This window comes from Actinomadura rifamycini DSM 43936, assembly GCF_000425065.1.
GTDB classification, from domain to species: Bacteria; Actinomycetota; Actinomycetes; order Streptosporangiales; family Streptosporangiaceae; genus Spirillospora; species Spirillospora rifamycini.
Window position 1 is genome coordinate 52,828 of record NZ_AULB01000016.1, and the last position, 25,578, is coordinate 78,405.

Annotated in this window: 28 protein-coding genes; 18 read left to right on the plus strand and 10 right to left on the minus strand. The window is 76.2% G+C overall.

Going from position 1 to position 25,578, the window contains the following annotated elements; genetic code table 11:
- The first annotated feature begins 60 nt into the window (after nt 1-60).
- Nucleotides 61-639: a class I SAM-dependent methyltransferase gene (locus tag H505_RS0116365; protein ID WP_051300766.1), complete on the plus strand. Its 579-nt coding sequence runs from the start codon at nt 61-63 to the stop codon at nt 637-639.
- On the opposite strand, the gene H505_RS0116370 is transcribed toward H505_RS0116365, so the two are convergent.
- Entirely contained in the window at nt 636-2,660 is a 2,025-nt protein-coding gene (locus H505_RS0116370; protein WP_157433019.1) for a hypothetical protein, read from the minus strand. The genes H505_RS0116365 and H505_RS0116370 overlap by 4 nt on opposite strands.
- A 176-nt stretch (nt 2,661-2,836) precedes the next feature.
- On the opposite strand from H505_RS0116370, the gene H505_RS42245 reads away from it, so the two are divergent.
- The 7 genes from H505_RS42245 (at nt 2,837) to H505_RS0116410 (ending at nt 8,450) form a co-directional block, all read left to right on the plus strand.
- On the plus strand, nt 2,837-3,475 hold the full coding sequence (locus tag H505_RS42245; protein WP_051300767.1) for a hypothetical protein: 639 nt from the start codon (nt 2,837-2,839) through the stop codon (nt 3,473-3,475).
- Nucleotides 3,397-4,065: a pentapeptide repeat-containing protein gene (locus H505_RS0116380; protein WP_026402865.1), complete on the plus strand. Its 669-nt coding sequence runs from the start codon at nt 3,397-3,399 to the stop codon at nt 4,063-4,065. Before H505_RS42245 ends, H505_RS0116380 begins: the two co-directional genes overlap by 79 nt.
- Before the next feature lie 116 nt (nt 4,066-4,181).
- Nucleotides 4,182-5,222, plus strand: coding sequence for a hypothetical protein (locus H505_RS47715; RefSeq protein WP_026402866.1), 1,041 nt, complete (start codon nt 4,182-4,184; stop codon nt 5,220-5,222).
- A 93-nt stretch (nt 5,223-5,315) separates the two neighbouring features.
- Nucleotides 5,316-5,864 (plus strand): YceI family protein, encoded by a 549-nt coding sequence (locus H505_RS0116390; protein WP_026402867.1) that lies wholly within the window; start codon nt 5,316-5,318, stop codon nt 5,862-5,864.
- Between the two features lie 356 nt (nt 5,865-6,220).
- Entirely contained in the window at nt 6,221-6,961 is a 741-nt protein-coding gene (locus H505_RS42255; protein WP_051300768.1) for an MIP/aquaporin family protein, read from the plus strand.
- Nucleotides 6,962-6,987: 26 nt separating this feature from the next.
- Nucleotides 6,988-7,578 (plus strand): DUF1707 SHOCT-like domain-containing protein, encoded by a 591-nt coding sequence (locus tag H505_RS0116405; RefSeq protein WP_026402868.1) that lies wholly within the window; start codon nt 6,988-6,990, stop codon nt 7,576-7,578.
- Nucleotides 7,575-8,450, plus strand: coding sequence for an alpha/beta fold hydrolase (locus H505_RS0116410; RefSeq protein ID WP_026402869.1), 876 nt, complete (start codon nt 7,575-7,577; stop codon nt 8,448-8,450). The genes H505_RS0116405 and H505_RS0116410 overlap by 4 nt, the downstream gene beginning before the upstream one ends.
- Before the next feature lie 30 nt (nt 8,451-8,480).
- Here H505_RS0116410 and H505_RS0116415 read toward each other — a convergent pair whose 3' ends face one another.
- Nucleotides 8,481-9,134 (minus strand): TetR/AcrR family transcriptional regulator, encoded by a 654-nt coding sequence (locus tag H505_RS0116415; protein WP_026402870.1) that lies wholly within the window; start codon nt 9,132-9,134, stop codon nt 8,481-8,483.
- A 109-nt stretch (nt 9,135-9,243) separates the two neighbouring features.
- Here H505_RS0116415 and H505_RS0116420 point away from each other — a divergent pair, with 109 nt between their 5' ends.
- The gene (locus H505_RS0116420) at nt 9,244-9,783 is read left to right on the plus strand and encodes a dihydrofolate reductase family protein (RefSeq protein ID WP_026402871.1); all 540 of its coding nucleotides are present in this window, start codon (nt 9,244-9,246) and stop codon (nt 9,781-9,783) included.
- 38 nt (nt 9,784-9,821) lie between these two features.
- Nucleotides 9,822-10,694 carry an alpha/beta fold hydrolase gene (locus tag H505_RS0116425; RefSeq protein ID WP_026402872.1) on the plus strand — a complete coding sequence of 291 codons (873 nt, stop codon included), beginning with the start codon at nt 9,822-9,824 and terminating at the stop codon, nt 10,692-10,694.
- Between the two features lie 21 nt (nt 10,695-10,715).
- Here H505_RS0116425 and H505_RS0116430 read toward each other — a convergent pair whose 3' ends face one another.
- Complete coding sequence (locus tag H505_RS0116430; RefSeq protein WP_026402873.1) at nt 10,716-11,147, minus strand: VOC family protein; 432 nt, start codon at nt 11,145-11,147, stop codon at nt 10,716-10,718.
- Between the two features lies 1 nt (nt 11,148).
- The gene (locus H505_RS47720) at nt 11,149-11,355 is read right to left on the minus strand and encodes a hypothetical protein (protein WP_026402874.1); all 207 of its coding nucleotides are present in this window, start codon (nt 11,353-11,355) and stop codon (nt 11,149-11,151) included.
- Between the two features lie 67 nt (nt 11,356-11,422).
- On the opposite strand from H505_RS47720, the gene H505_RS0116440 reads away from it, so the two are divergent.
- Complete coding sequence (locus H505_RS0116440) at nt 11,423-12,376, plus strand: helix-turn-helix transcriptional regulator (protein WP_034518188.1); 954 nt, start codon at nt 11,423-11,425, stop codon at nt 12,374-12,376.
- 16 nt (nt 12,377-12,392) lie between these two features.
- Here the strand turns inward: H505_RS0116440 and H505_RS42265 are convergent, their stop codons facing one another.
- Together H505_RS42265 and H505_RS0116450 are read right to left on the minus strand one after the other, a co-directional pair.
- Nucleotides 12,393-13,010: a DUF6461 domain-containing protein gene (locus H505_RS42265; protein ID WP_051300769.1), complete on the minus strand. Its 618-nt coding sequence runs from the start codon at nt 13,008-13,010 to the stop codon at nt 12,393-12,395.
- 12 nt (nt 13,011-13,022) lie between these two features.
- A complete protein-coding gene (locus H505_RS0116450; protein ID WP_026402876.1) occupies nt 13,023-13,652 on the minus strand; it encodes a TetR/AcrR family transcriptional regulator C-terminal domain-containing protein in 630 nt (209 codons plus the stop codon).
- A 50-nt stretch (nt 13,653-13,702) separates the two neighbouring features.
- On the opposite strand from H505_RS0116450, the gene H505_RS42270 reads away from it, so the two are divergent.
- The gene (locus H505_RS42270; RefSeq protein WP_064743650.1) at nt 13,703-15,241 is read left to right on the plus strand and encodes an FAD-dependent monooxygenase; all 1,539 of its coding nucleotides are present in this window, start codon (nt 13,703-13,705) and stop codon (nt 15,239-15,241) included.
- On the opposite strand, the gene H505_RS42275 is transcribed toward H505_RS42270, so the two are convergent.
- Nucleotides 15,186-15,815 (minus strand): DUF6461 domain-containing protein, encoded by a 630-nt coding sequence (locus tag H505_RS42275; RefSeq protein ID WP_034518191.1) that lies wholly within the window; start codon nt 15,813-15,815, stop codon nt 15,186-15,188. The two genes, H505_RS42270 and H505_RS42275, sit on opposite strands and share 56 nt — an antisense overlap.
- A gap of 156 nt (nt 15,816-15,971) precedes the next feature.
- Between H505_RS42275 and H505_RS0116465 the strand changes: the two genes are divergently transcribed.
- Entirely contained in the window at nt 15,972-16,994 is a 1,023-nt protein-coding gene (locus tag H505_RS0116465) for an Acg family FMN-binding oxidoreductase (RefSeq protein WP_026402877.1), read from the plus strand.
- Here H505_RS0116465 and H505_RS0116470 read toward each other — a convergent pair.
- A complete protein-coding gene (locus H505_RS0116470) occupies nt 16,978-18,339 on the minus strand; it encodes a sensor histidine kinase (protein ID WP_026402878.1) in 1,362 nt (453 codons plus the stop codon). The two genes, H505_RS0116465 and H505_RS0116470, sit on opposite strands and share 17 nt — an antisense overlap.
- Nucleotides 18,340-18,503: 164 nt before the next feature.
- Here H505_RS0116470 and H505_RS0116475 point away from each other — a divergent pair, with 164 nt between their 5' ends.
- From H505_RS0116475 to H505_RS42285, 5 genes are all read left to right on the plus strand, one after another.
- Nucleotides 18,504-19,982, plus strand: coding sequence for a glutamate-cysteine ligase family protein (locus H505_RS0116475; protein ID WP_026402879.1), 1,479 nt, complete (start codon nt 18,504-18,506; stop codon nt 19,980-19,982).
- 94 nt (nt 19,983-20,076) lie between these two features.
- Nucleotides 20,077-20,826: a response regulator transcription factor gene (locus H505_RS0116480; protein ID WP_026402880.1), complete on the plus strand. Its 750-nt coding sequence runs from the start codon at nt 20,077-20,079 to the stop codon at nt 20,824-20,826.
- Nucleotides 20,823-21,875, plus strand: coding sequence for a HAMP domain-containing sensor histidine kinase (locus tag H505_RS0116485; RefSeq protein ID WP_034518194.1), 1,053 nt, complete (start codon nt 20,823-20,825; stop codon nt 21,873-21,875). Before H505_RS0116480 ends, H505_RS0116485 begins: the two co-directional genes overlap by 4 nt.
- A complete protein-coding gene (locus H505_RS42280; protein ID WP_084550341.1) occupies nt 21,872-23,554 on the plus strand; it encodes a DUF4153 domain-containing protein in 1,683 nt (560 codons plus the stop codon). Before H505_RS0116485 ends, H505_RS42280 begins: the two co-directional genes overlap by 4 nt.
- Nucleotides 23,555-23,628: 74 nt before the next feature.
- The gene (locus H505_RS42285; RefSeq protein WP_157433020.1) at nt 23,629-24,117 is read left to right on the plus strand and encodes a TetR/AcrR family transcriptional regulator; all 489 of its coding nucleotides are present in this window, start codon (nt 23,629-23,631) and stop codon (nt 24,115-24,117) included.
- Nucleotides 24,118-24,137: 20 nt separating this feature from the next.
- On the opposite strand, the gene H505_RS0116500 is transcribed toward H505_RS42285, so the two are convergent.
- Nucleotides 24,138-24,713 carry an NUDIX domain-containing protein gene (locus H505_RS0116500; protein ID WP_051300771.1) on the minus strand — a complete coding sequence of 192 codons (576 nt, stop codon included), beginning with the start codon at nt 24,711-24,713 and terminating at the stop codon, nt 24,138-24,140.
- A 1-nt stretch (nt 24,714) separates the two neighbouring features.
- Nucleotides 24,715-25,461: a GntR family transcriptional regulator gene (locus tag H505_RS0116505; RefSeq protein WP_026402883.1), complete on the minus strand. Its 747-nt coding sequence runs from the start codon at nt 25,459-25,461 to the stop codon at nt 24,715-24,717.
- Nucleotides 25,462-25,578: the final 117 nt, after the last annotated feature.

Sequence of the window (25,578 nt, forward strand, 5' to 3'; positions counted from 1 at the left end):
ACCGCCGTCCTCACCCGGCGGACCTATCGCGGCGGCGGGATCCCCGCGAGACTCGGGCGCATGAGAGACCTGCCGGAGACCGTCGTCCTGCTGCGCGAGTTCGTCCGGAACCCCCTGCGGACCGGGGCCGTCGCGCCCAGCGGCCGCGGTCTCGCGGACGTCCTCGCGGGCGCCGTGCCCGCGGGCGGCACCGTCGTCGAGCTCGGGCCGGGGACGGGCGCCGTCACGGCGCGGATCCGGCGGCGGCGGCCCGCGCGGCACGTCGCGGTGGAGATCAACCCGCGGCTCGCCCGGCTCGTGGCGGCGCGGTGGCCGGACGTCGAGGTCGTGTGCGCGGACGCCGCCGACCTCGGCGCGGCGGTCGCGGACGGGCGCGCGGACGCGGTCGTCAGCTCCCTCCCGTGGGCGGTGCTGCCGGACGAGCGGCAGCGCGCGACCATGCGGGCCGTCCGGGACGCGCTGTCCGACGGCGGGTGCTTCACCACGTACGCCTACGTCCACGCGCTGCGGGTCCCGGCCGCGCGGCGGCTGGCGGCCCTGCTGGCGGACACCTTCGCGGACGTGTCCGTCAGTCCGGTCGTGTGGGCCAACGTGCCGCCCGCCGTGGTCTACCGGGCGCGCCGCCCGCTCGGGCGCTAGGCCGGGGACGCCGGTCCGTCGCCGGCCGCCAGGGCCTCCGCGACGTCGCGGTGGCGGAACTCGTACACCGCCCCGGCCTGCCGCAACGCGCCCCGCCGGTGCGCCTCCTCCAGGAACGCCAGGGTGCGCCAGGGCAGCCGCCCGCGCGGGACGAGGACGAGCCGCGCGAAGGTGTAGTGCGTCCACGCGATGACGCCGACGTTGTCGACCCGGAACGCCAGCAGCCACACCGGCCCGTAGAAGAAGGCGCCCGACAGCCCGCAGAACAGGCCGAACGCCGCCCCGTACAGCGGGTCGACGGCGTACCCGACCACGCCGCCGGTGGTGACGCCGTAGGTCAGCCCGAAGACGGCCGCGACCCGGATGTCCTGGTACAGCAGCAGGCGGGGCGTGACCGGGCGGACGGTCGCGTCCGGCGCGGCCCACGCGTAGACGAACCCGACCGGGATGCCGAGGAACAGGCCGGCGGGGACGCCGAACGCGAGGCCCTCCCGGATGCTGCAGACCACGACCGCGACGGCGCCGACCTCCAGCCCGCCCATCAGCGGCGCCCACAGCTTCCGGATCCGCCCCAGGTACAGGCCCGAGGGCGGGGGCAGCGTCCGGGCCGCCGCGAACGCCATCAGGAGCGCGCCCGCGGCGCCGATGGCCAGCCCCGCCCACGGCCCCCACAGCAGTCCGAAGCCGAGGCCGAGCGCGGGACCGATGACGGCCGCGCTGAACACCGCCGACAGCGCCCGGTCCGCGGTCCGCGCCAGCCGCGACAGCTCCCACCAGGAGATCTGCCGGTCCGGGGAGGGGAGTTCGCGGGCGAGGAGGCGCAGCCAGCGCTCCGCCCGCTCGGCGTCCCAGCGGCCGCCCCCGCCGTCCGGGGGCGGCCGGAACAGCGCGGGGACCAGCTCCCGGACGAGGTACCGCTCGATCGCCTCGACGGTCGGGAACGCGTTCGGGCGGATCAGCTCGGCCGGGTCCCGGGCGGGGTCCCGGTAGATGTCGCGGGCGAGCGCCGCGGTCAGCGGCCTCCGCAGGGCCTGCGCGAGCCGCCCCCGCGGCCGGGCGCGGACGCGCTCCAGGACGGGCACCCAGCGCTGCGCCTGCGCGGGGGCGTAGCCGTGGGCGAAGAAGTCGAGGTCCAGGTCGTGCACGGTGAGGGGCTCGATCGCGGCGTGCGCGGCGCCCGCCACGGTCGCGCCGCTCGCCGTCCTCGCCTCCTCGTACTCGCCGGGGCGGCAGGTGAGGACCAGGTCGGTGAGGTCCGCCTCCTCGATCTTCTGCAGGGCGCGGGCGCGCCGCTCCGGCTGGATCTCGTCGAACCCGTCCAGGACGAGCACCAGGCGGCGTCCGCGCACGAGCCGCGCCGGGACGTCCTTGCCCAGGTCGCGGCCGCGCAGGAACGGGTAGTCGTCGGCGAGGCGCCGCGCCAGCCAGGTGCGCAGCCCGTCCACCTCCGGGTTCCAGGACGCGATCGAGAAGTACACCGGTGCCGGCCCCGGGTCGGCCGCGCCCGCCGCCCGCGCCGCGGCGCGCTCGGCGGCGAGCCCGCGGGTCAGCAGCACGGCCAGGGCGGACTTGCCGCTGCCGACGCCGCCGAGGAGGACGAGCCGCCGGGTGCCGGTCGCGCGGTAGGCGGCCACGACGTGGTCGGGCCCGCGCAGGTAGCGGACGTCGGACGCGGTGGACGACGGGGCCGGGCCGCGCACCGTCCAGCGCAGCGTCAGCAGCCGGTCGTTGTCGCCGATCCTGCGGGTGGCGGCCTCGTCCCGCCACTGCCGGTCGACGGCCTCGGTGAGCTGGTCGAGCGCCCGGTCCAGCAGTACCGCCGGATCCTCCGGGGCGGGCCGGCTCTGCCGCCAGGCGAGGAACGCCATGACGGCGGAGAAGACGCCCGCGGACGCGCCGGTGACGCTGCCCCACCGGTCGGCCTGCTCGCCCAGGGAGGGCGGCGCGTCCAGTCCGAAGAGCACGGCGAGGCCCGCGAACAGGACGGCCGCCCCGCACCACACCAACCCCCGTCGCCGCATGCCTTCATCTTGGGCGCACCGCCCGCGCCGCACCCGCGTCCCGCCCGGTACCGGCCAATGCGGGCGCGGGAGGTGCGGCGCGCCGTACGCTCGGGTACGCCCCTCCGGAAGGAGCCGCGCCCATCACCGGCCTCCTCGACCGCCTCGCCGAGCTCCCCCTCCCGGCGCTGCTCGCCGTGCTGGCGCTGCTGCTCGCGGCCGAGTCGGGGCTGCTCGCCGGGCTGCTGCTGCCGGGCGCGGCGACCGTCCTGACCGCCGGGTTCCTCACCCACCCCGCCCACGGCGGCCGGTCCTTCGCGGCCGTGTGCGGGACGGTCGTGCTCGCCACCGCCGCGGGCGCCCACTACGGCTACGCGCGCGGGCGCCGGGGCCCGGCCGCCGGCCGCGTCACCCGCCTCGTGCCGCGCCTCCTCGGGTCCCGCTACGCGTCCGCGGCAGAGCGGATCGGGGCGCGGCCGCGGGCCGCGGCGTTCGCCGCGCACTGCACCGGGGGCCTGCGGACGGTGTTCCCGCGGATGGCGGCGGACGCGTCCGTCCCCTACCGGGTGTTCGCGCCCGCCAACCTGGCGGCGGCCGCGTGCTGGGGCTGCGGGCTGCTGCTGGCCGGACGCGCGTCGGGTGCGGCCCTCGACCGCGTCCGCGCCGCCTCGGGGCTCGCGGGCGTCCCCCTCCTGGCCGCGGTCGCCGTGCTGTACATCGGGTACCGGGCGGCGCGGCGGCGGGTAGGGTCGCGGCCATGCCGTCGCGTACCACCGTGCCGAAGGAACCGAAGGCACCCCGGATCCCGGCGTCCCTCGCCCCCGCCGACCCCCTGAACGACGAGCTGCGGGACGACCGCACCTACATCGCGCTCGCCTGGGGCGCGGTCGACCTCGTGGGGCACGACGTGGAGGGGGTCGACTTCGAGCGGTGCCGGTTCACCGACACGCGGCTGGCCGCCGGGACGCTGCGGCGCGCGGGTTTCGCGGACGTCGCGCTCACCGGCTGCGACCTCGCGAACCTGCGGCTGTTCGACTCCCGGGCGTTCAGCGCGCGGTTGGTCCGCTCGCGGCTGACCGGCACGTCGTGGACGGACTGCGGCTTCCGGGACGTCCTGTTCGAGGAGTGCCGCGCCGACCTCAGCGACTACCGGTTCAGCAGGTTCAAGAACGTCGTGTTCCGGGACTGCGACCTGCGGGAGGCGAACTTCCAGGGCGCCGACCTGCCGGGCGTCCGGTTCGAGGACTGCCGGATGGCGGGCGCCCGGTTCGACGGCGCCACGCTGACCGGCGCCCGCTTCACCGGCTGCGACCTGTGGGACGTCGCGGGCGTGGAGAGCCTCGACGGCGCGGTGCTGGCGCCGTCCGACGCCCGCAGCGTGCTGCCGTCCCTCGCCGCCGCCCTCGGCATCACGATCGCCGACTGACCGCCGTCCGGGCGTGTCCACACCCTGTGGACGGACGGGCTTCACCGGCCGTTGCCCGGGTGCACACCCGCGCATGATGCGATCCCGCCCTGGACGCCGCCGGGGCGGGAGGACGCATGGGACGGGACGGGATCCGGTGCCACGGCACCGTGCCCGACGGGATGGTGTTCGACCCGCTGCTGCCCGCCGGGACGCTGGCGCGGCTGCGGGCGGGCGAGGGGGCGCTCCTCCTCGACCGGCCCGGCACCGCGCCCGGTTCGTACCGGTTCCTGCGGCAGCGCGTGCTGGTGGGCGCGCTCGTGCTGGTGGGCGCGGTGGCCGCCGTCGAGGCGGCGCGGCGGGCGGGCGGGACGGGCTGGGCGGCGGCCGCCGGGATCGCCGCGGCGTTCGCGTACGTCCCGGCCGGCGCGTCGGACCGGCGGGCGACGGGGGCGCAGAGCGCGGCGCTGATCGGGTGCTTCTTCGGCGTCTGGGCGGTGTGGGCGATCGCCCTGGCGGAGGCGTTCGGGACGGTGACGGCCCCGTTCGGGATCCTGCACGGGTTCGCGTACGCGATCTTCCTCGCCTTCGGCACCCGCGGCGTCACGCACGTGGTCGGACGGGACCGCGCGATCGACCCCGCGGACCTCGGGCCCGTCGAGCGCGCGCGGCTCGCGGACGTCCGGCAGGCGCGGGAGCGCGTCGCGGAGGCCGGGCGGCTGCTCGCCCCCGCGTTCGACGCCGCGCCCGTGCTGGCCGCGCTGCACGAGGCCGAGTGGGCGATGGCGGCCCGGATGCGCGACCGGGCGCCGCTGGTCGCCGAGATCGACGACCTCGCGGCGAACGCCGCCACCGACCGGGTGCGGGAGGCGCTGCGGCCGAAGGCCGCGGCCGTCGCCGCGGCGCGGCGGGCCGACGCGGAGGTGATCGCGCAGGTCTCCGCGTACCTGGAGCCCGTCGACGACGCCGTCCGCGCGCACCGCGAGTGGGAGCAGTGCCTCCGGGCGGCCGACGCCGCCCTCCCGCCGGACGCGCCCGCGGGCCTCGCCGGGCACCCCGACCTCGCCCGCGACGCGGGGCTGGAGGCGGTCCGGCTGGCCCGCGAGGAGCTGACCGCCCGCGCGGTGGAGTCGAACGCCCGGTTCCTGGGCGCCCTGCGCTCCGGCGGACATTCCTGAGCATCCCGGGAACAATCACGGGGTTTGACAGTGTTTGAACACTCAACTAACCTGCGAACAGGTCGTTGAACTTTCAAGCACTAGGAGCACTTCATGAGCATCGCCGCCGTCGCGCCCGAGCTGACCGCCGGTACCTGGAACATCGACCCGAGCCACTCCGAGGTCACGTTCACGATCCGCCACCTCATGACCAAGGTGCGCGGCTCGTTCACCGAGTTCTCCGGCGCCGTCCAGGTCGCCGAGGAGCTGTCGGAGACGACCGCGACCGCCGAGATCACGATGGCGTCGATCGACACCCGCAACGCCGACCGGGACGGCCACGTCCGCTCGTCCGACGTGCTCGACGTCGAGAACCACCCCACGATGACGTTCGCCACCAAGGGCGTCCGCTCCGAGGGCGGCGACCACTACGTCGACGGCGAGCTGACGATCCGCGGCGTCACCCGCCCGGTGACCCTCGAGGTCGAGTACCACGGCGTCGGCGAGGACCCGTGGGGCGGCACCCGCGCCGGTTTCTCCGCCACCACGCAGATCAACCGCCGCGACTGGGGCATCGAGTTCAACGTGCCGCTGAGCGGCGACAAGGCCCTCCTGGGCGACAAGGTCGACATCCAGCTCGAGATCCAGGCCGTCCGCGCCTGACCCGCGCCTCCCGCGCGGCGAGGGGCCGTCCACCCACCGGGTGGACGGCCCCTTTCCCGTTCGGCGGGCGTGACCCGCGGCGCGCTCCCGCAGGTCCCGGCTCTCCCGCGACGGCAGCGCGTCGAGCACGAGGAGTCCGCCGAACTCCACGATCTGGTTCCGGGGATGGCCGGTATGGACGAACTCTTCGGTCACGCCGCGACCTCCTCGAGTCGGTGAACGCCCCCTTGGGCGCCGCCCCGGACGCACGGGGTCCCAACGGCCGGCCAAGCGGCGGCCAAGCCTCGCGGCGTCGAGTTGATCTTGCGCGGGCGGGGGTACCCCCGTCGGCGGCACGCATCGGGGGAGGTCGGAACGTGGCGCGGAAATTCGCGGCGGAGCTCGTGGGGACGCTGCTCCTCGTCTACTTCGCGGTGGGCGTGGCGACGCTGTCGTTCGGGTTCGCCCTGGCCGGCGCGAGCCCCGCGGCGGGCGTCGTGGCGACGGCGCTGGCGTTCGGGTTCGTGCTCCTCGTGCTGGTGTACGCGATCGGGCCGGTCTCGGGCTGCCACGTCAACCCGGCCGTCACGCTGGGCGTGCTCCTCGCCGGGCGGATGACCCCGGTCGAGGCCGTCGGTTACTGGATCGCCCAGTTCGCCGGCGGGATCCTCGGCGCGCTGCTGCTGTGGGGGACGTTCGCGAACTCGCCCGCGTACGTCCGGTCCGAGACCGGGCTGGGCGCGGACGGGTGGGGCGAGGCCAGCCTCATCGGGATCGACGCGGGCGGCGCGTTCCTCGCCGAGGTCGTGCTGACCGCGCTGTTCGTGTTCGCCGTGCTCGCCATGACGAGCACGACCGCCATCCCGGCCGTCAGCGGCGTCGCGATCGGCCTCGCGCTGACGACCGTGCACCTCGTCGGCATCCCGATCACGGGGACGTCGGTGAACCCGGCGCGCAGCCTGGGGCCCGCGCTCGTCGCGGGCGGGACGGCCCTGGAGCAGGTGTGGCTGTTCATCGTCGCGCCGCTCGTCGGCGCCGCCGTCGCGGCGGCCGGGCACGCCCTCCTGCAGCGACCCGCCAAGGAGACCCCGCTGCCGCCCCCGGACGCAGACCGGTAGGTGCCGATCGCCCGTATGATCGGCCCATGACCGCAGACGTCCCGGATCGCTCCCCTCGCGCCGACCTGCGGGTCTCCCACGCCGAGCGGGACGCCGCCGTGGAGCGGCTGCGCGAGGCGGCGGCCGAGGGCCGGATCGAGCTCGACGAGCTCGAGACCCGGCTGGAGGCGGCGCTGACCGCCCGCACCCACGCCGACCTCGCACCGCTCACCGCGGACCTGCCGCCCGTCGTCGCGGCCGCTCCGCTCGTCCTCAAGGGCGGGATGCACGGGGCCGCGCGGACCGGGCGCTGGGAGGTGCCGCCGCGCATCACCGCGCACGGCGGCATGGGCGGCGTCAAGATCGACTTCACCCGGACGCGGTGCCCGCTGCCGGAGGTCCTCGTGGACGTGGACGGCCAGACGGCCGGCGTCGTCATCGTCGTCCCCGACGGGTGGGCGGTCGACAGCGGCGGGGTGGACGGCGGCCTCGGCGGGCTGCGGGACAAGACCACCCCCGACCGGCTCCCCGGCACGCCGCTCGTGCGCCTCAGCGGCACCGGCGGCCTCGGCGGCGTCGTCGTCCGCCACCCCAACCGGTGGGAGCGCCGGAAGCTGGAAAGGAACCCGCCGCGATGACGTACGTCGCCGACCCCGCCCGCACCGGCGAGACCCGGCTGCCGGACGGGCGGACGTTCGGCTGGGCCGAGTGGGGCCCGCCGGACGGCGTCCCCGTGCTGCTGTCCCCGGGCGCGGCCACGAGCCGCCGGCTCGGGTTCGGTGCGGGCGCCGTGGACGGCCTCGGCGTCCGGCTGGTCTCCCTGGACCGTCCGGGCCTCGGCGCGTCGACGCCCGCCCCCGGACGGACGTTCGCCGACTTCGCCGCCGACGTGCGGGAACTCGCGGAGCGGCGCGGGCTGGGCCGCCCGGCGATGGTGGGGAACTCGCAGGGCGCCCCGTTCGCGCTGGCCTGCGCGGCCGCGGGCGCTGTCTCCGGGCTGGCCGTCGTCTCCGGCTCGGACGAGGTGGCCGCACCCGAGTTCGCCGCCGGGCTCCCCGCCGAACTGCGCGGGCTCGTCGAGGCCGTCGCGGCGGACCCGGCCGCCGCCGAAGCGCGCTTCGCGGGCTTCGGCGCGGACGCCATGTGGGGCATGGTGACGGGCGGCGCCCCGGAATGCGACCTGGCCGTCTACACCGAGCCCGGCTTCGCGGCGGCCTACCGCCGGGCCCTGGCGGAGGGCTTCGCGCAGGGCGCGGCGGCCGGGTACGCGCGCGACACGGTCCTGGCCATGGGGCGCTGGCCGTTCGCCCTCGCGGACATCGCCGTCCCGGTCGACCTCTGGTACGGCGAGCACGACACGTCCCATTCGCCCGACAACGGGGCGTTCCTCGCGTCCCGGATCCCCGGCGCGCACCGCCGCGTCGTCCCGGGGATCGGCGGCGCGCTCCTGTGGACGCACCCCGCGGACGTCCTCACCCGGCTCCTCGACCGGACGGCCGCCGCACGCTAGCCGCCCGCGGCGGCGCGGCCCGGACCGGCTCTAGGGGTCCGGTCGCAGACCTTTCTCGACGAGGTCGATCAGGTCGTGCACGGCCGGGCCGGCGAGTTCGTCGGAGAGCCCGCGCAGGGGGCCGTCGATGAGCAGGACCGCCAGGCCGTGCACGCACGACCAGACCAGGAACTCGGCTCCCGGGCGGCGTTCCGGCGGCATGAGGCCGCAGGCGGCCAGCTCGTCCAGGGCGGCGCCGAGCAGTTGGAACGGGGTCAGACCGCTCTGGCCCGCGGAGGCGGCGGCCTCCGCCCGGGCCATGTCGTCGGGGACGTAGAAGGCGGCGCGGAACAGCCCGGGTTCGGCGCGGGCGAAGCGCAGGTAGCCGGTGCCGACGGCGCGGAAGCGCGCACGGGCGCCCCGGGCCGCGTCGTCGACCGGATCCAGTGCGGCGAGGTCCTCTTCCATGGCGCGGGCCAGCTCGCCCATGGCCTGGAGGGACACCGCCTGTACCAGGGCGTCGCGGTTCGGGAAGTGCCGGTAGGCGGCGTTGGGGGCGACCCCGGCCCGCCGGGTCACCTCGCGCAGGGCTATCGCGTCCGGGCCCCCGGCACGGGCCAGCTCGGTGCCCGCCTCCAGGAGCGCCTGGCGCAGATTGCCGTGGCGGTAGGTGTCGCGGGTGGGCTTGCCGGAGCGCTCGGACATGACCGCAACCTCTCAAGTGGACAGCGTCCACTTAAGTATGCCATGATCCCTCCACACCCCGATGTGGACGGCATCCACATAGCGTTTCACCTGCTCAGGAGGTGGGGAATTGCGTCGGAAGATCGTGGCCGGACTGTTCGTCTCGCTGGACGGCGTGGTGGAGGCGCCGGAGAAGTGGCACTTCCCGTACCTCGGCCCGGAGATGAGCGAGGCGGTCGGCGGGATGTACGCCGAGGCCGACACGCTGCTGCTGGGCCGGGTCACCTACGAGGCGTTCGCCGCGGTGTGGCCGCACCAGACCGGCGGGCTGGCCGAGGCGATCAACGGCATCCGCAAGGTTGTGGCGTCCACGACCCTGCGGGAGGTCGCCTGGCGCAACTCCGTCCTGATCGAGGGCGACCCGGCCGCGGCGGTCGGGAAGCTCAAGGACGGGCCCGGCGGCACGATCACCGTGGCGGGCAGCATCAGCCTGGTGCGCACCCTCCTGGCGGCCGGCCTGCTGGACGAGCTGCGGCTGCTGGTCCACCCGCTGGTCGTCGGCACCGGCATGCGCCTGTTCCCCGAAGGCGCCCCGCCGATCCCGCTGGAGCTGGCCCGGTCGGCCGCCTTCGCCAACGGCGTCCTCGACCTGACCTACCGTCCCGCCTGACCTACCCCCCACCCGATCGAACGAAAACGGAGCACGCCATGAACGACGTCCAGCCCCTCGTCCGGACCGAAGCCGAGACCAAGACGCTCGAGGTGCCCGGTGCGCGCCTGCACTACGAGGTCCGGGGCGCCGGGCCGCTGCTGCTGATGATCCCCGGCGGGCCCGCCGACGCCGGCGCGCTGACCGCCGTGGCGGCCGCGCTGGCCGACCGCTACACCGTGGTCACCTACGACCAGCGCGGACTGTCCCGCAGCACGCTGACCGGACCGCCCGCCGACACCGGCGTCGCGGTCTTCGCCGACGACGCCCACCGCCTGCTGGCCGCCCTCGGCGGCGGGCCCGCCCACGTGCTGGGCAACAGCGGCGGCGCCCTCACCGCCCTGGCCCTGGCCGCCCGCCACCCCGGACAGGTCCGGTCCCTGATCGTGCACGAGCCGCCGCTGCCCGAACTGCTGCCCGACCGCGACCGGTGGCGGGCCGCCTTCCAGGACGTGCACGACACCTACCGCGAGCACGGCGCCGGCGCGGCGATGGGCAAGTTCATCACCACCGTCGACGGGGAGAACGCCGCGCCCCCGGCGATGCCCGACCCCTCCCAGATGCCGCCCGAGGCGCTGGAGATGATGGGCCGCATCCAGGGCAACCTCGACTTCTTCCTGTCCCACGTGCTGCTGCCGGTGCTGCGCTTCACGCCCGACCTCGACGCGCTGCGCGCCGCCCGGGTGCCGGTCGCCGTCGGTGTCGGCGCGGCCTCGGGCGACGGCGTCCCCGCGCTGTCGTCCCGCGTCCTGGCCGACCGGCTCGGTGTCGAGCCGCTGGCCTTCCCCGGCGACCACCAGGGCCTCGCCGTCGACGCCGCCGCCTGCGCCGACATCATCCACGCCGAACTCGTCCGCGCCGTCCCGGCCTGACCCGCGGCGGCGGGACGGGCGTCAGTCGAGGCAGAACTCGTTGCCCTCGGGGTCGGCCATCACGATGTGGCCGAAGCCCATCGGCGGCTCGGGTTCGTGCCGCTCCAGCCGGGTCGCGCCGCGGGCGACGAGGCGCGCGGCCGCGTCCTCCAGGGCGGCCATGCGCGCCTCGCCTTCGAGCCCCGGGGCGGCCCGGACGTCCAGGTGCATGCGGTTCTTGACCCGCTTGGGCTCCGGCACCCGCTGGAAGAACAGCCGCGGACCGGTGCCCGCGGGGTCGACCGCCGCGGACGCGTCGTTGCGCCTCTCGGGCGGCACGCCCCACGCCTCCAGGGCCTGGTCCCACGTGGCGAAGCCCGCCGGCGGCTCCTGCACCCGGTAGCCGAGGGCCTCCGCCCAGAAGGCGGCGAGCGCGGCCGGGTCGGCGCAGTCGAAAGTGATCTGGACGTCCATATCAGCTCGCCTCCCGACGAGTGTGGAGGTAGAGGTCGCGGAGCAGGGACACCTCGGACAGGTGGCCGGCGCCTTGCGGCCGCAGGTTCCAGCAGCCGGGCACCGGCTCCCGGAAGTACTCGTCATCGGTGAGCCCGTCGAGGCGCGCCCGCAACCGGTGGTCCCGGTGCCAGGTGAGCTGCTCTCTGAGCAGGGAATTCCACGTCATGGCCCCGAGTCTTCCCCCAATCGCGGACAGGTACGTTCCGCGATCGTGCGACGATGGCCGCGTGACCGTGGAGGGGACGACCGAGCGGGTGCTGCGGCTGCTCGCTCTCCTGCAGCGCCGCCCGTCCTGGACGGCCGCCGAACTCGCCGCCGAACTGGGCGTCACCGACCGCTCGGTGCGCCGGGACGTCGAGCGGCTGCGGGCGCTCGGCTACCCCGTGCACGCGGCGGCGGGCGTCGGCGGCGGCTACCGGCTCGGCGCGGGCGCCCGGCTGCCGCCGCTGCTGCTCGACGACGAGGAGGCGATCGCGACGGCGGTGTCGCTGCGGCTCGCGTCCGGCGGCACGGTCGCCGGGACGGGCGACGCCGCGCTGCGGGCCCTCGCCAAGCTCGACCAGGTCATGCCGCCGCGGCTGCGCGCCGAGGTCGGCGCGGTGCGCGGCGCCACCGACACCCTCGTCGGCCCCGGCGTCGAGGTCGACCCGGACCTGCTCGTCACGCTCGCGCGGGCGTGCCGCGACACCGTCCGGGTGCGGTTCCGGTACGCGGGCCGGGGCGGCGGCGACCGCGAACGGACGGTCGAGCCGGTGCGGATGGTCGCCACCAGCCGCCGCTGGTACCTGATGGCCTGGGACGTCGACCGGGACGGCTGGCGCACCTTCCGGCTCGACCGGATGGGCGGCGTCGCGGCGACGACCTGGCGGTTCCGGCCGCGCGAGCATCCCGACCCGGTCGCGTACGTGCAGCGTTCCGTCACCGAGCGGCCCTACCGGTACGTCGCGCGCGTCCGGGTGCACGCGGCGGCCGACCGCGTCCGGGAGCTGATCCCGCCGCAGGTCGGCCGCGTCGAGGACGAGGGCGGCGGCCGGTGCGTCCTCGTCGCGGGCGGCGACGACCTCGACCGGCTCGCCCTCCACATCGTCCGGCTCGGGTTCGACGCGGAGGTGCTCGACCCCCCGGAGCTCCGCGCCGCCGCCGCCCGCCTCGCCCGCCGCCTCGCCGCCCTGGCCGGACCCGGCTGACGCCCCTCGGGCGGGGTCAGCGGACGGTGATGGGGGCGGTCAGGAACGGGAAGGCGGTGAGCTCGCGGGTGAACGGGATGCCGGTGAGCTCGGCGGCGAGCGCGAAGGTCCGGGGAAGCTTGTCCGGGTGCAGGCGCGCGAACTCGGCGCGCCGGTCGCCGCCGGGGTCGGTCGGGATGCCGAGGCCGCGCAGCGCCGCGTCGATGCGGTGCGGGTCGCTCCCCCACCCGTCCTTCGGCAGGGGCGGGACGAATCCGCAGACCACCTCACCGTCGACGGCGTAGACGAACCGGTCCTCGGCGTGATCGTGCCGGGCCACGGCGACCAGCTCGCAGCCGCGCGACAGGCGGGCGGAGCACTCCGGCAGGACGGCGGTCCGGCCGCCGATCTCGACGGCCGCGCTGCCGCCGCTCGCCTGGACGACGCCGACCTGCCCGCCCTCGGCCTCCAGCGCCGGTTCGTCCCCGACGTCCCACAGCTCGGCGAAGGCGACCTCCCGGCCGGCCTCGCCGGGAGCGAACCGGTGCAGCACCTCGGACGGGGTCAGCCCGGGGAAGAGCGCCACGCAGAAGACCTCGTCCAGCCCGTCCTCCGGGGCGTCGAGCCAGCGGAACGGGGCGAGCGGATCGGTCATTCCGCCACCGTCTCACGAAGGGGGCGGGGTGCGCAGGATCAGCGAGACGCCGTGGTCGAAGCGGTCGTCGAAGGCCGTGGAGGCGAAGTGGGGGAGCACCCGCGCCAGGGCCGGGTGCCGCTCCGGGTCGACGCGTTCACCGAGTTCGGACGCCAGGGCGTCCGGGGCGGCCTGCTCCTCCTGGGCGAGGCCGAGCGTGAAGTAGATGAGGCTCCAGGCGGTCCAGGCCGCCTCGCGCTCCGGGCGGCCGCCGTCGAGGAGCGCGCCGATCAGGGCGTCCCCGAAGCGGAGCGTCGCGGGTTCCGCGGCGTACGTGCCCGCGACGACGGCGGCGCCGTCGCGGTGGGCGAGCAGGGCGCGGCGGTACCGGTGCGCGAGCCCGCGGGCGCGCTCGTCCCCGCGGGCGGGCAGGCCGTCGAGGGGCGCGCCGGCGACGATCGCGTCCGCCATCAGCTCCAGCAGCCGCGCCTTGCTCCGGACGTGCCACAGGACGGTGTTCATGCGGACGCCGAGCCGGTCGGCGACGCCGCGGACGGAGACGCCCGCGGCGCCCCGCTCGTCCAGCAGGTCCAGGGCGGCGCGGACGACCTCGCCGGGTCCGAGCGGGTCGCGCCGGCCGTCGCCCCCTTGCGTCTTGGTCACCGACCTAGTGTACTGGGGACCGTTGTTGGTCAGTGACCAAGGAGGTACGCGTGGAACAGGTCGTCATCGTCGGCGGCGGGCCGGTCGGGCTGTGGCTGGCCGCGGAACTGAGGCTCGGCGGAGCGGACGTCACGGTGCTGGAGGCGCGCGCCGAACGCGACGCGCGGTCGAAGGCGCTGACCGTCCACCCGCGCACGCTGGAGCTCCTCGCGTCCCGCGGCATCGCGGACCGCTTCCTGGCGGACGGCCGCCGCATCCCCGGCGGGCACTTCGGCGCCCTCGACGAGCGGCTGCCGTTCGGCGGGCTCGACACCCCCTTCCCGTTCACGCTCGCGCTCCCGCAGGCCCGCACCGAGGAGCTCCTCGAAGAGCACGCCGTCGCCATGGGCGCGCGGGTGCTGCGCCGCCACCGGGCCGTCCGCCTCACCCAGGACGGCGAGCGGGTGCGGATCGAGGCCGCCGGCCCCGCCGGGCCGTACGTCCTCGACGCCCGGTACGCCGTCGGCTGCGACGGGACGCGCAGCACGGTGCGGGACGCGGCCGGCATCGGCTTCCCCGGCACCCCCGCGACCGCGTGGGGCTGGCTGGCCGACGTCGTCCTGGACGATCCCCCGCCGGGCGGGGCGCTCAGCGTCTCCGGCCCGGCGGGCGGGGTCATGGTGGTGCCGCTGACGGAGACGCTGCACCGGGTCGTCGGCACCGACCCCGCATGGCTGGGCGCCGACTGGCCGGGCGACCCGACCCTGGACGGGCTGCGCGCCAAGGTCGCCCGGATCGCCGGCGGCGACCTCGGCATGCGCGACCCGCACTGGCTGTCGACCTTCGGCAACGCGGCGCGGCAGGCCGACCGGTACCGCGCGGGACGCGTCCTGCTCGCGGGCGACGCCGCCCACATGCACTTCCCCGCCGGGGGCGTCGGCCTGAACGTGGGCCTGCAGGACGCCGCGAACCTCGGCTGGCGGCTCGCCGCGACCGTCCGCGGCGACGCCCCGGACGGCCGCCTCCTGGACGGCTACCACGCCGAACGGCACCCGGTCGGCGCCGACCTGCTCCTCGCGACCCGCGCGCAGACCGCGCTGATGACCGCCTTCGACTCCGACGGGCAGGCGCTGCGGGCCCTGCTCGGCGGACTCGTCGCCGCCGTCCCGGACCTGGCGGACGCGCTCGCCCTGCGGCTGACGGGCCTCGGCGTCGCCTACCCCGCCCCGCCCGGCGCGCACCCGCTGACCGGGCGCCGCGCCCCCGACCTGGCGCTCGCCGGCACGACCCTCTTCACGCTGCTGCACGCGGGCCGCCACGTCCTCCTCGACCTGGCGGGCGACGCGCCGCCGCCCGCGGACGCGCACCGGCTGACGGTCCACTCCGGCCCGGCGGCCGGCGCCGGCGCGGAGTGGGCGGGCGTCCGGGCCGCGCTCGTCCGGCCGGACGGGCACGTCGCGTGGGCCGCCGACACCGCCGACCCCGACGGCCTGGCGGCCGCCGTGGCCGGGCGCTTCGCGGGACCCGGCGAGGCGCGTCCGTCCGGCGGCCGCGTCAGCGCCGGGTCGTCGGGCCGACCAGGAGCGGGAAGTCGAGGAGGGGGCGGGTGAAGGGGACGCCGGTCAGCTTCGCGGCCAGCGCGAACACGCGGGCGATCTTGTGCTCGAACAGGCGGTCCCAGGACGCCTCCCACTCGTCGTCGTCCAGGGGGTCGGTGGGCAGGTCGAGCTCGCGGAGGAGCGGGTTGAGCCGGTCGGGGTCGCGGCCCCAGCGCCGGGCGGGGCTGTGCGGGACGAAACCGGTCACGACCTCCCCGTCGACGGCGTAGCAGAAGGCGTCCTCGGCGTAGTCGTGCCGGGAGACCGCGACCACCTCGCAGCCGTCCGAGAGGCCGCCCGCGTCCTGGGCGCCGAACCAGCCCCACAGCTCCACGGCGACGCTCCAGCCGCTCGCCTCGAGCACCCCCACGTGCCCGCCGGAACCGCCGCTGGTCGTCGAGAGGAACTCCGCGACCGTGTCCGACAGGTCCCCGAACGACATCTCCCGGCCGACCGTCCCGTCCGGGCCGAAGCGGCGCAGGACCTCCGCGGGGGCGACGCCGCGGAGGAACGACACGCAGAAGATGTCGTCGAGGGCGCCGCCGTGCTCGTCGAGCCAGTGGAACGGGGCGAGGGGGTCGGCCATCTCGTCCTCCTTCGGGAACGAACAGGCAGCTTCTCACGAACGTGGGACGCCCCCGGGGCGCGCGGCGCGCCGAACGTCCCGTCCGCGACGGACCTTCGGCCCTACCGGGGGCCGTCCCCCGGATGGTGGGCTTCCGCCGGAGAGGGGACAGTGATCATGCAGACGAGGAACACGCGCGCACCCGCCGGGTCCGGCGGCGTGCCGACCGACGTCCGGGACGCCGTCGAGGACGCGGTGTGGGCGCCGTCGGTGCACAACACGCAGCCGTGGCGGTTCGGGGTGCGCGGGACGCGGATCAGCCTGCACGCGGACGCCGGCCGCCGGCTGGACGTCGTCGACCCGGCGGGCCGCGAGCTGCTGATCAGCTGCGGCGCCGCCCTGTACACCCTGCGGCTGGCGCTGCGGGTGCGGGGCTACGGGTTCCTGGTGCGGCCGCTGCCCGTCCCGGGCCGTCCGACCCTGCTGGCCGAGATCGACGTGGAACCCGGCGCGGGGCCCGCGGGCGACGAGGTGGTGCGGGAGCACGCGCAGGTCCGGCGCCGCCGCAGCCACCGCGGCGGGTTCGGGCCCGAACCGGTGCCCGCGGAGGCGGTCGCGGCGCTGCGGCACGCGGCGGGACAGGAGGGCGCCGGGCTCGTCCGGCTCGGCGACACGGGAGACGAGACGGCCGTCGCCGCCCTGTCCAACGCCGCGGAGCAGATCCAGCGGCGGCTGCCCGACTACGCGGCGGAGATCGCCCGCTGGGCGCCGCCGCCCGGTGCGCCGCGCCGGGACGGCGTCCCGCCCGCCGCCTACCCCCGGCACGCTCCGCGGACCGCCCCGCACTTCCCCTCCCGGGACTTCGCGGGCGGCCGGGACTGGGGCGCCGAACCCGCGGACGGCGGCGGGACGGCCCGGGCGGGGGACGCGGTGCTGCTGACGACGCCCGGCGACACGGCCGTGGACCGCCTCCGCGCGGGGCAGGCGCTCCAGCGGATGCTGCTGCGCGCCGCCGGGTACGGCCTGGCCGCCGCGTTCCACACCCAGTCGCTGCAGGTCCCCGAGCTGCGCACCGTGCTGCGGCTGCGGTTCTGCGACGGCGGGCACCCGCAGATGCTGCTGCGGCTCGGCGTGCCCGAGGGCGGTGCGCCGCACTCGGTCCGCCGTCCCGTCGAGGACGTCCTCACCGAGGAGGCGTGACCCGGTCGGCGAGGGGGAGGCGGAGGGTGAGGCGGGCGCCCGTGCCGGCGGCGGCGACGGTGAGGGTGCCGCGGTGGGCGTGCGCGATCTCGCGGGCGATGGCGAGGCCGAGGCCGGTGCCGCCGGCGCCGCGGCTGCGGGCGGTGTCGAGGCGGGTGAAGCGCTCGAAGACGCGTTCGCGGTCGGACGGCGGGATGCCGGGGCCGTCGTCGGCGACGGTGAGGAGCGCCCACCCGTCGGCGCGGCCCACCTCGACGGTGACGCGGGTGTCGGCGTAGCGCTCGGCGTTGTCGAGGAGGTTGCCGAGCAGCCGGACGAGCTGCACGCGGACGGCCGAGACGGCGACGCCTGGCGCGAGGTCGGTGGCGACCTCGTGCGCGGACGTGCGGCGGCGGAGCTCGGCGGCGGCGAGCTCCGCGAGGTCGACCGGTTCGTGGGCGACGGTCCCGCCGGTGCCGATGCGGGCGAGGAGCAGGAGGTCGGTGACGATCGACTCGAGGCGGTCGGTGTCGCGCAGGGCGGACTTCACGACGGCCCGCAGGTCGTTGTCGTCCGGGTGCGCGGCGGCGTCCTCGAGGTTGGCGCGGAGGCCGGCGATGGGGGTGCGCAGCTCGTGGGAGGCGTCGGAGGCGAACTGCCGCTGCCGGGCCACCGCCTTCTCGAGCCGGTCGAGGGTGGCGTTGGCGGTGCGGGCGAGCTGGGCGATCTCGTCCCGGCCGGACGGCTGGGGGACGCGGCGGGACAGGTCGGTGGCGCTGATCTCGGCGAGCTGCGCGCGGATGGCCTCGACGGGCCCGAGGGTGCGGCCGACGACGCGCCAGGTGACCCAGGCGGCCAGGGCGGCGAGGGCGAGGACGCCGAGGGCGAGCCCCGCTTCGAGGAGGCCGTTGTGCAGGTGGGCGGGGAGGGGGTGGGCGGCGTAGACGACCGGGGAGTCGGGGGCGGTGCTGACGCGGATGGCCTCGACGACGGAGCAGTCGCGGTTCGGCCAGGAGCCGCGGCATTCGGTGTAGTCGCGGACCCGCATGTGACTGGACGGCCAGAGTGTGCTCACCGGCGGACCGTCCGTAGCGGCCGCGTTGGCGTTCCGGACGCGTCCGCCCGGTTCGACCACTTGCAGCACGATGTCGCCGCGGGTGTCCGGGATGGGGGCGGGGAGGGTGCCGTCGCGGAGGCCGCCGCTGACGCGGCGCGCGTCCGCCTGCGTCCGCTGGAGGAGTTCGGCGTGGACGGTCGTGCGCACGGCGACGTCGACTCCGACGGCGGACGCGCCGAACACGAGGGCGGCGATCACGGCGGCGACGACGGTGTCCCGGGTCCTGATCGACCGGGGGCGCATCCGCAAGGGCACTCCCATCATCACAGAGTGTCACGTGACCGGGGCTTGACCCGCATGCTACCGAGCGGTCACGAATCGGCGGCCCGAAACGTCGGCGACAAGTTTTCACCCCTGCTAAGGGGGACATCCCGTTTTATGACGGTTCCCCCCAGAGCACCAGGGACGGACACATGGGCAGGGACGTGGCCTCGGCCAACATCAGCGGCGAGGATCGGCGGCGGTACAGGGAGAAGGTACTCAGGTGCCTGGACGTCCTGGCGCGCATGCTGGGCGAGTCCCAGTTCGACTTCCGGCGCCCGCACATCGGGCTGGAGATCGAGCTCAACCTGATCGACGCGGTCGGCGACCCGCTGATGCGCAACGCGGACGTGCTGAAGGCGATCGCCGACCCCGCGTGGGCGACCGAGCTGGGCCAGTTCAACCTGGAGATCAACATCCCGCCGCGGGAGCTGGGCGGGGAGGGCGCCGGCGAGCTGGAGTCGGAGGTCTTCGACCACCTGCTGCACGCGGACGGGCGGGCGCAGGAGGTCGGCGGCCGGCTCGTGATGATCGGCATCCTGCCGACGCTGCGGAGCAGCGACATCGGTGAGGAGACGCTGTCGGCCAACGCGCGGTACAAGATGCTGAACGACCAGATCTTCGCGGCGCGCGGCGAGGAGTTCGACATCGCGATCGACGGGGCGGAGCCGCTGCGGATGCACGCGGACAACATCACCCCGGAGGCCGCGTGCACGAGCGTCCAGTTCCATCTGCAGGTCAGCCCGGACCAGTTCGGCGCCTACTGGAACGCGGCGCAGGCGGTGGCGGGCCCGCAGGTGGCGACGGCGGCGAACTCGCCGTTCCTGTTCGGCCACCGGTTGTGGCAGGAGTCCCGGATCCGGCTGTTCGAGCAGTCGACGGACACCCGCCCGGACGAGCTGAAGGCGCAGGGCGTCCGGCCGCGGGTGTGGTTCGGGGAGCGCTGGATCACGTCGGTGTTCGACCTGTTCGAGGAGAACACCCGGTACTTCCCCGCGCTGCTGCCGCTGTGCGACGACGAGGACCCGCTCGCCGTACTGGACGAGGGCGGCGTCCCCCAGCTGGGCGAGCTGACCTTGCACAACGGAACGGTCTACCGCTGGAACCGTCCGATCTACGCGGTGTTCAAGGGCCGCCCGCACCTGCGGGTGGAGAACCGGGTGCTCCCGGCGGGGCCGTCCGCGGCGGACGTGGTGGCGAACGGCGCGTTCTACTACGGCGTGGTGCGGATGCTGGCGGAGGAGGACCGGCCGGTGTGGACGCGGATGTCGTTCAACACCGCGGAGGAGAACCTGCACCGCGCGGCCCGGGACGGCATGGACGCCACGATGTACTGGCCGGGGATGGGCAATGTCCCGGCCGCCGAGCTGGTGCTGCGGCGGCTGCTGCCGCTCGCCTACGAGGGCCTCGACCGGTGGGGCGTCGACCCGGCGCGCCGCGACCGGCTGCTCGGCATCATCGAGCGCCGGTGCGTGACCGGACGGACGGGCGCCGCCTGGCAGGTCGCGACCGTGGAGGAGATCGAGCGGTCCGGGACGTCGCGGCACGACGCGCTGCGGATGATGACGCGCGCGTACGCGGCGCACATGCGGGGCAACGAGCCCGTCCACACGTGGCCGGTCGGGGCGTAGCCGGCCCTGAGCGGGGCGTCGGGCCCGCCATCTTCACAGGATCCGCACATTTCGCCCCCAGGGCCTCCATAGCGGGCTTCTAGAGTCGGGTGCCGTGACGCACCACGGCAACCGCGGGACGGACGCCCCCGCGCAGCGCGTCCTCGTCGTCGAGGACGAACCGACGATCGCCCGCGCGGTCGCGGACCGCCTCGCGGCGGAGGGGTTCGCGGTGGCGACCGCCGCCGACGGCCCCGCCGCCGTCGAGCGCGCCCGGGACTGGCGGCCGGACCTGATCGTCCTCGACGTCATGCTTCCGGGCTTCGACGGCCTGGAAGTGTGCCGCCGCGTGCAGGCCGACCGTCCCGTCCCGGTGCTGATGCTGACCGCCCGCGACGACGAGACGGACCTGCTCGTCGGCCTCGGCGTCGGCGCCGACGACTACGTGACCAAGCCGTTCAGCATGCGCGAGCTGGTCGCCCGCATCCGCGCGGTGCTGCGCCGCGTCGAGCGCCCGGCGCCGGAGCCGGAGCCGCGCGGCGACGGCGGACCGGCGGGCGGCGCGCGCCGGGCGGAGCCGCTGCGGGTCGGGGACCTGGAGATCGACCCGGAGGCGCGGCGCGTCCGCCGGGACGGTCGCGAGGTCCACCTCACCCCGATCGAGTTCGACCTGCTCGCGTGCCTGGTGCGCAACCGCGGCACCGTCCTGACCCGCGCCGTGCTGCTCGAACAGGTGTGGGACTGGACGGACGCGTCCGGAACCAGGGTCGTCGACAGCCACGTCAAAGCGCTGCGCCGCAAGCTGGGGCAGGGCCTCATCCGCACGGTGCACGGCGTCGGGTACGGCCTGGAGGACGCGACATGAGCACGGTGCGGCGGCTGTGGGCGCGGCTGCCCCGGCCGCTGGACCCGCTGCGCTCCATCCGGGTCAAGTTCGGCGTCGTGGTCGTCGTGACCACGTGCGTCGCGGTGCTGACCGTCCTGTGGGGCTACCGCCTGGGCTTCCGGGCGCGGGAAACGCTGCCGGTGACGGTGCTGATCTCGCTCGGCGTCATCCAGCTCATCGCGCACGGCATGACCGCGCCGCTGCGCGCCATGACGGCGGCGGCGCGCGCGATGGCCCGCGGCGACTACAGCCGCCGGGTGCGGACGACGTCCCGCGACGAGGTCGGGGAGCTGGCGGAGGCGTTCAACCGGATGGCCGCCGACCTCGCGGAGGTCGAGCGGCAGCGCCGCGAGTTCGTCGCGAACGTCTCGCACGAGCTGCGCACCCCGATCAGCGCGCTGCGGGCCGTCCTGGAGAACGTCGCGGACGGCGTCACCCCCGCGTCGCCCGAGGTGCTGGAGTCGGCGCTCGACCAGACCGAGCGGCTCGGCCGGCTCGTCACGCAGCTCCTCGAACTGTCCCGCGCGGAGGCGGGCGCGACGCCGCTCGAACCGGACCGGATGGACGCCGCCGCGTTCGTCGACGACGTCGTCGCGGAGGCCGCCGCGGGGCACCCCGAGGCCGTGTTCGAGACGGACGTCCCGCCCGGCCTGCAGGCCGTCGCGGACCGCGACCGGCTGCACCAGATCGTCGCGAACCTGCTGGACAACGCCGCCCGGCACGGTCCGGCGGGCACGCCCGTCACGCTCACCGCCCGCGCCGCGGGCCCGTCCGGCGGCCTCGTCGTGGAGGTCGCCGACCGGGGCCCCGGCATCCCGCCCGAGGAGCGGGCGCGGGTGTTCGAACGCTTCTCGCGCGGCGCCGCGTCCGGCCCGCGCGCGGGCACGCCCGGTGGCGGCACCGGGCTCGGTCTCGCCATCGCCCGCTGGGCGACCGACCTGCACGGCGGCGAGATCACCGTCCTCGACGTCCCCGCCGGCTGCCGCATCCGCGTCGTCATCCCCCCGAACCCCGGAGGTTCCGCATGACCGATACGCCGGTGTCCTTGCAGAAGAAGCCCCCGGGCCCGCCGCCCGCCGGCCCGCCGCGGCCGCAGCGCGTGTACGGGCCCGTGCCGCCGCCGTACTTCCTGAAGCCGACGAAGACGCAGCGGATGTACCGGCGCTGGAAGCAGCCGGAGCCGCTGCGCCCCGCGTTCGTCGCGGCGGCGGCCGGGGCGGGCGCGGTCGGCGCGCTGACGCTCGGCCCGATGATGCTGGAGAACTCCTACGGCGTGGGCCTGCCGATCGTCGCCGCGACCGTCGCGGCCGTCGCGGCCGCCGCCGCGCAGCGGGCCGGACGGCTGGTGGCGCCCGCGACGCGCCGGCGCCGGGGCGTCCGCCGCGCCAACCTCACCGCGGCCGCGTTCGCGCTGCTCGCGCTCGCCCTGGTCGGGGTGGCCGCGGTGCGCGACGCCGACTGGATCACGGTGCTCGCGCTGCTGCTCGCCATGCCGGTCGCCTCGTACGCGGCGACGGGCGGACGGTCGTGGGTCGAGCTGATCGGCGGCGGTGGTGCCTACCCGTTCGCCGCCCTGCGCATGCTGCCGTGGGCGGCGCGCGGCGTGAGCCGGGCGGCGTCGTCGGGACGCGGCGTGACCTGGCCCGTGATCCGCACCGGGCTGATCGCGGCCGGGCTGCTGCTGGTGTTCGGCGCGCTCTTCGCGGGGGCGGACGCGGCGTTCGGCGACCTCGCGGCCGGCCTCATCCCGGACATCTCGGGCGGCAGCACGTTCGTCTACACGTTCGCGTTCGTCGCCACGATGCTCGCCGCGCTCGCGGGCGTCCACCTCGCGCAGGCGCCGCCGCCGCTGCACATGCTCACCCCGGCGCGCCCCGCCCCGGCCGGGCGCTGGTCGTGGATCGTCCCGATCGCCGCGCTCGACCTGCTGTTCCTCGCCTTCTGCGCCGTCCAGGCCCGGGTGTTCCTCGCCGCCGACAAGGACGCGCTGCTCGCGGAGACCGGCCTCACCTACGCCGAGTACGCGCGGCAGGGCTTCTTCCAGCTCGTGGTGGTGACGGTCCTCGTGATCGCCGTCATCGCGCTGGCGATGACGTGGGCCCCGTCGGCCGCGCGCGCCGACCGGGTGAGCGTCCGGGTCCTGCTGGGGCTGCTGTGCGCGCTGACGCTGGTGGTCGTCGCGGTCGCGCTGCGGCGCCTGTACCTGTACGAGGAGGCGTTCGGCTGGACGCGGATGCGGCTGTGGGTGCACGCGTTCGAGATGTGGCTCGGGCTGGTCGTGGTGCTCGGCGGGGTCGGCGCGGTGTTCGGGTACCGCCGGTCGCTGCTGCCCCGCGCGGTCGCGGGCAGCGGCGCCGCCGCGCTGCTCGCGCTCGCGGCGCTCAACCCGGACGCGTTCATCGCGGAGCGGAACGTCGACCGGTTCGCGGCCACCGGCAAGATCGACGTGCTGTACCTGGGGAACCTGTCGGCCGACGCCGTCCCGGCGCTGGACCGCCTCCCGGAGCCGCTGCGGTCGTGCGCCCTGCGGCAGGTCGCCGGGGACCTGGCGGAGGACGAGCCGGCGACGGCCGCGAACCTGTCCCGCGCCCGCGCCCGCGACCTCCTCGACCGCAGCCCGGTGGTCCGCGACGCGAACGACCCCGTCATCTGCTATCGGCTGTCGACCCCTGACAACCTGACCCGCACGCCGGCGCCGGGGGACTAGGAGGCCGGGCCGGAAGGCCGCGAAGGCGAAGGGGCGCCGTTCCGGGGGGACGGCGCCCCTTTTCCGTCCAACAATTGGCGGTCGTCCGCCGCGACGGCGCCGCCGGCGTCACCCACCGCGCCGTCGCCAAGGAGGCCGGGATCACCACCAGCCTCACCCTCTACTACTTCGCGACCCTGGACGACCTGCTGATCGCCGCCCTGACCGGCGTCACCGACGAGTACACCCGCCGCATCCGCAGCCTCATCGAGTCCGCGGACGACCCGGTCGGCGGCCTCGCCCGGCTCATCGCCGAATCGGGCGGGGACGGCCGGGAGCGCGCGCTCGCCGAACGGGAGCTGTCGACCCTGGCGGCCCGCCGGCCCGCCCTGCGCCCCGCCGCCCGGAGCTGGCGCGACAACGTCGCGGAACTCGCCCGGACCCGCACCGACGACCCCGACGCGGTCACGGCGTTCGTGGCGCTGGCCGACGGCCTGTGCACGGCCGTCCTCCTCGGCGACGGCGAGGCCGACCCCGACCGCATCCGCGCGGTCCTCGGCACGGCGCTGCGGCCCGCCCGCTGACCCGCCGCGGGCGTCCGGCGTCAGCCGGCCGCGATGGCGAGCAGGGCGTAGGCGGCGAGGGTGGAGTCGTCGGTGATCCGGCCGGTCGCGACGAGTTCGCGGAACTCGGCGCGCGACACCCACCGCTGCCGCATGTCCTGCTCCTCGACCTCCCGGTCCGGCTCGCCGGGCGTCAGGTCGGTCGCGTGGAAGACCGTGAAGCCCTGGCCGCTCGTGCCGTGCGCGCAGTTCAGGTAGCCGATGCGGCGCAGCCGTCCGGCGGTGAACCCGGTCTCCTCGGCCAGCTCCCGGCGGGCCAGCTCCAGGGGCTCGACGTGCGCGCGGCCGGGCGCCGAGCCCTGCGGGAAGTTCCACGTCCGGCGCCCGATCGGGTAGCGGTACTCCTCCACCATGTGGAAGCCGCCGTTCTCCTCCGGGACGACCAGCACGAAGTCGGGCTTGTCGACGACGCCGTAGATGCCGCGCGAGCCGTCGAGCCGCTCGATCTCGTCCTCGCGGACGACCATCCACGGGTTCTCGTACACGACGCGCGACGCGATCCGGCGCACGGCGGGGCGCCCGCCGTCCGCCCCGTCGCCCTCCTGGAGGTCGGACATGTCAGACTCCCGCCCCGTATCGGTAGATGAGTTCGTGCCGGTGGCCCGCCACCACCCGGTGGGTCACCTCGACCACGCGGCCGTCCTGGTCGTGCGCGCGGCGCCACAGCGTCAGCACCGGCTGCTCCGGGCCGATCTCCAGCACCTCCTGCTCCTCCGCGCGCGGCAGCCGGCAGGTGACCGTCTCCTCGAACACGATCGCGAGCCCCGCCTCCTCCAGCCGCGAGTAGATCCCGCCGGGCCCGGTGTCGACCTCCCGCAGGACCGGGACCCGCTCCACCACGTCGAGCGGCACCCAGGTCGTGGCCGTCTGCACGGGCGGCTCGCCCTCCACGCCCTGGACGCGGGCGCGCCGCAGCAGCCGCGTCCCGGCGGGCACCGCGAGGCGCCGCGCGAGCCGCTCGTCCGCGGCGACCTCCGCGACGTCCGTCCGGGTGAAGGGGGTGCCGGTGCTCTGCGCGGACACGTGGAAGCCGCGCCAGCCGCCGACCTGGCGGGTGATGTCGGACGCCGCGCGGCGGATCCGCCCGGCGGTGCGGACCTGCACCCCGGAGCCGTGCTCCACGCGGACGAGGCCCTGCCCGGCGAGCATCCGCAGCGCCCGGCGGACGGTGGAGCGGTCGGCGCCGAACTCGCGGGCGAGTTCGCGCTCGGAGGGCAGCCACGCGCCCGGGTCGAGCTCGCCCTCGACGATCCGGGCGGCCAGCGCACTGGTGATCGCTTGCGCCTTCGTGGGGGGTCGCGGCATACCCGATCCTGCTCCGAACTGCGTACGTCGATCTCACGATCTCATACCGCGTCCGGGCCCGGGGCCGGTACCGTCAGGCTCACCTCGCTCCCGAGCCGCGCCGGGCACCGCGACAAT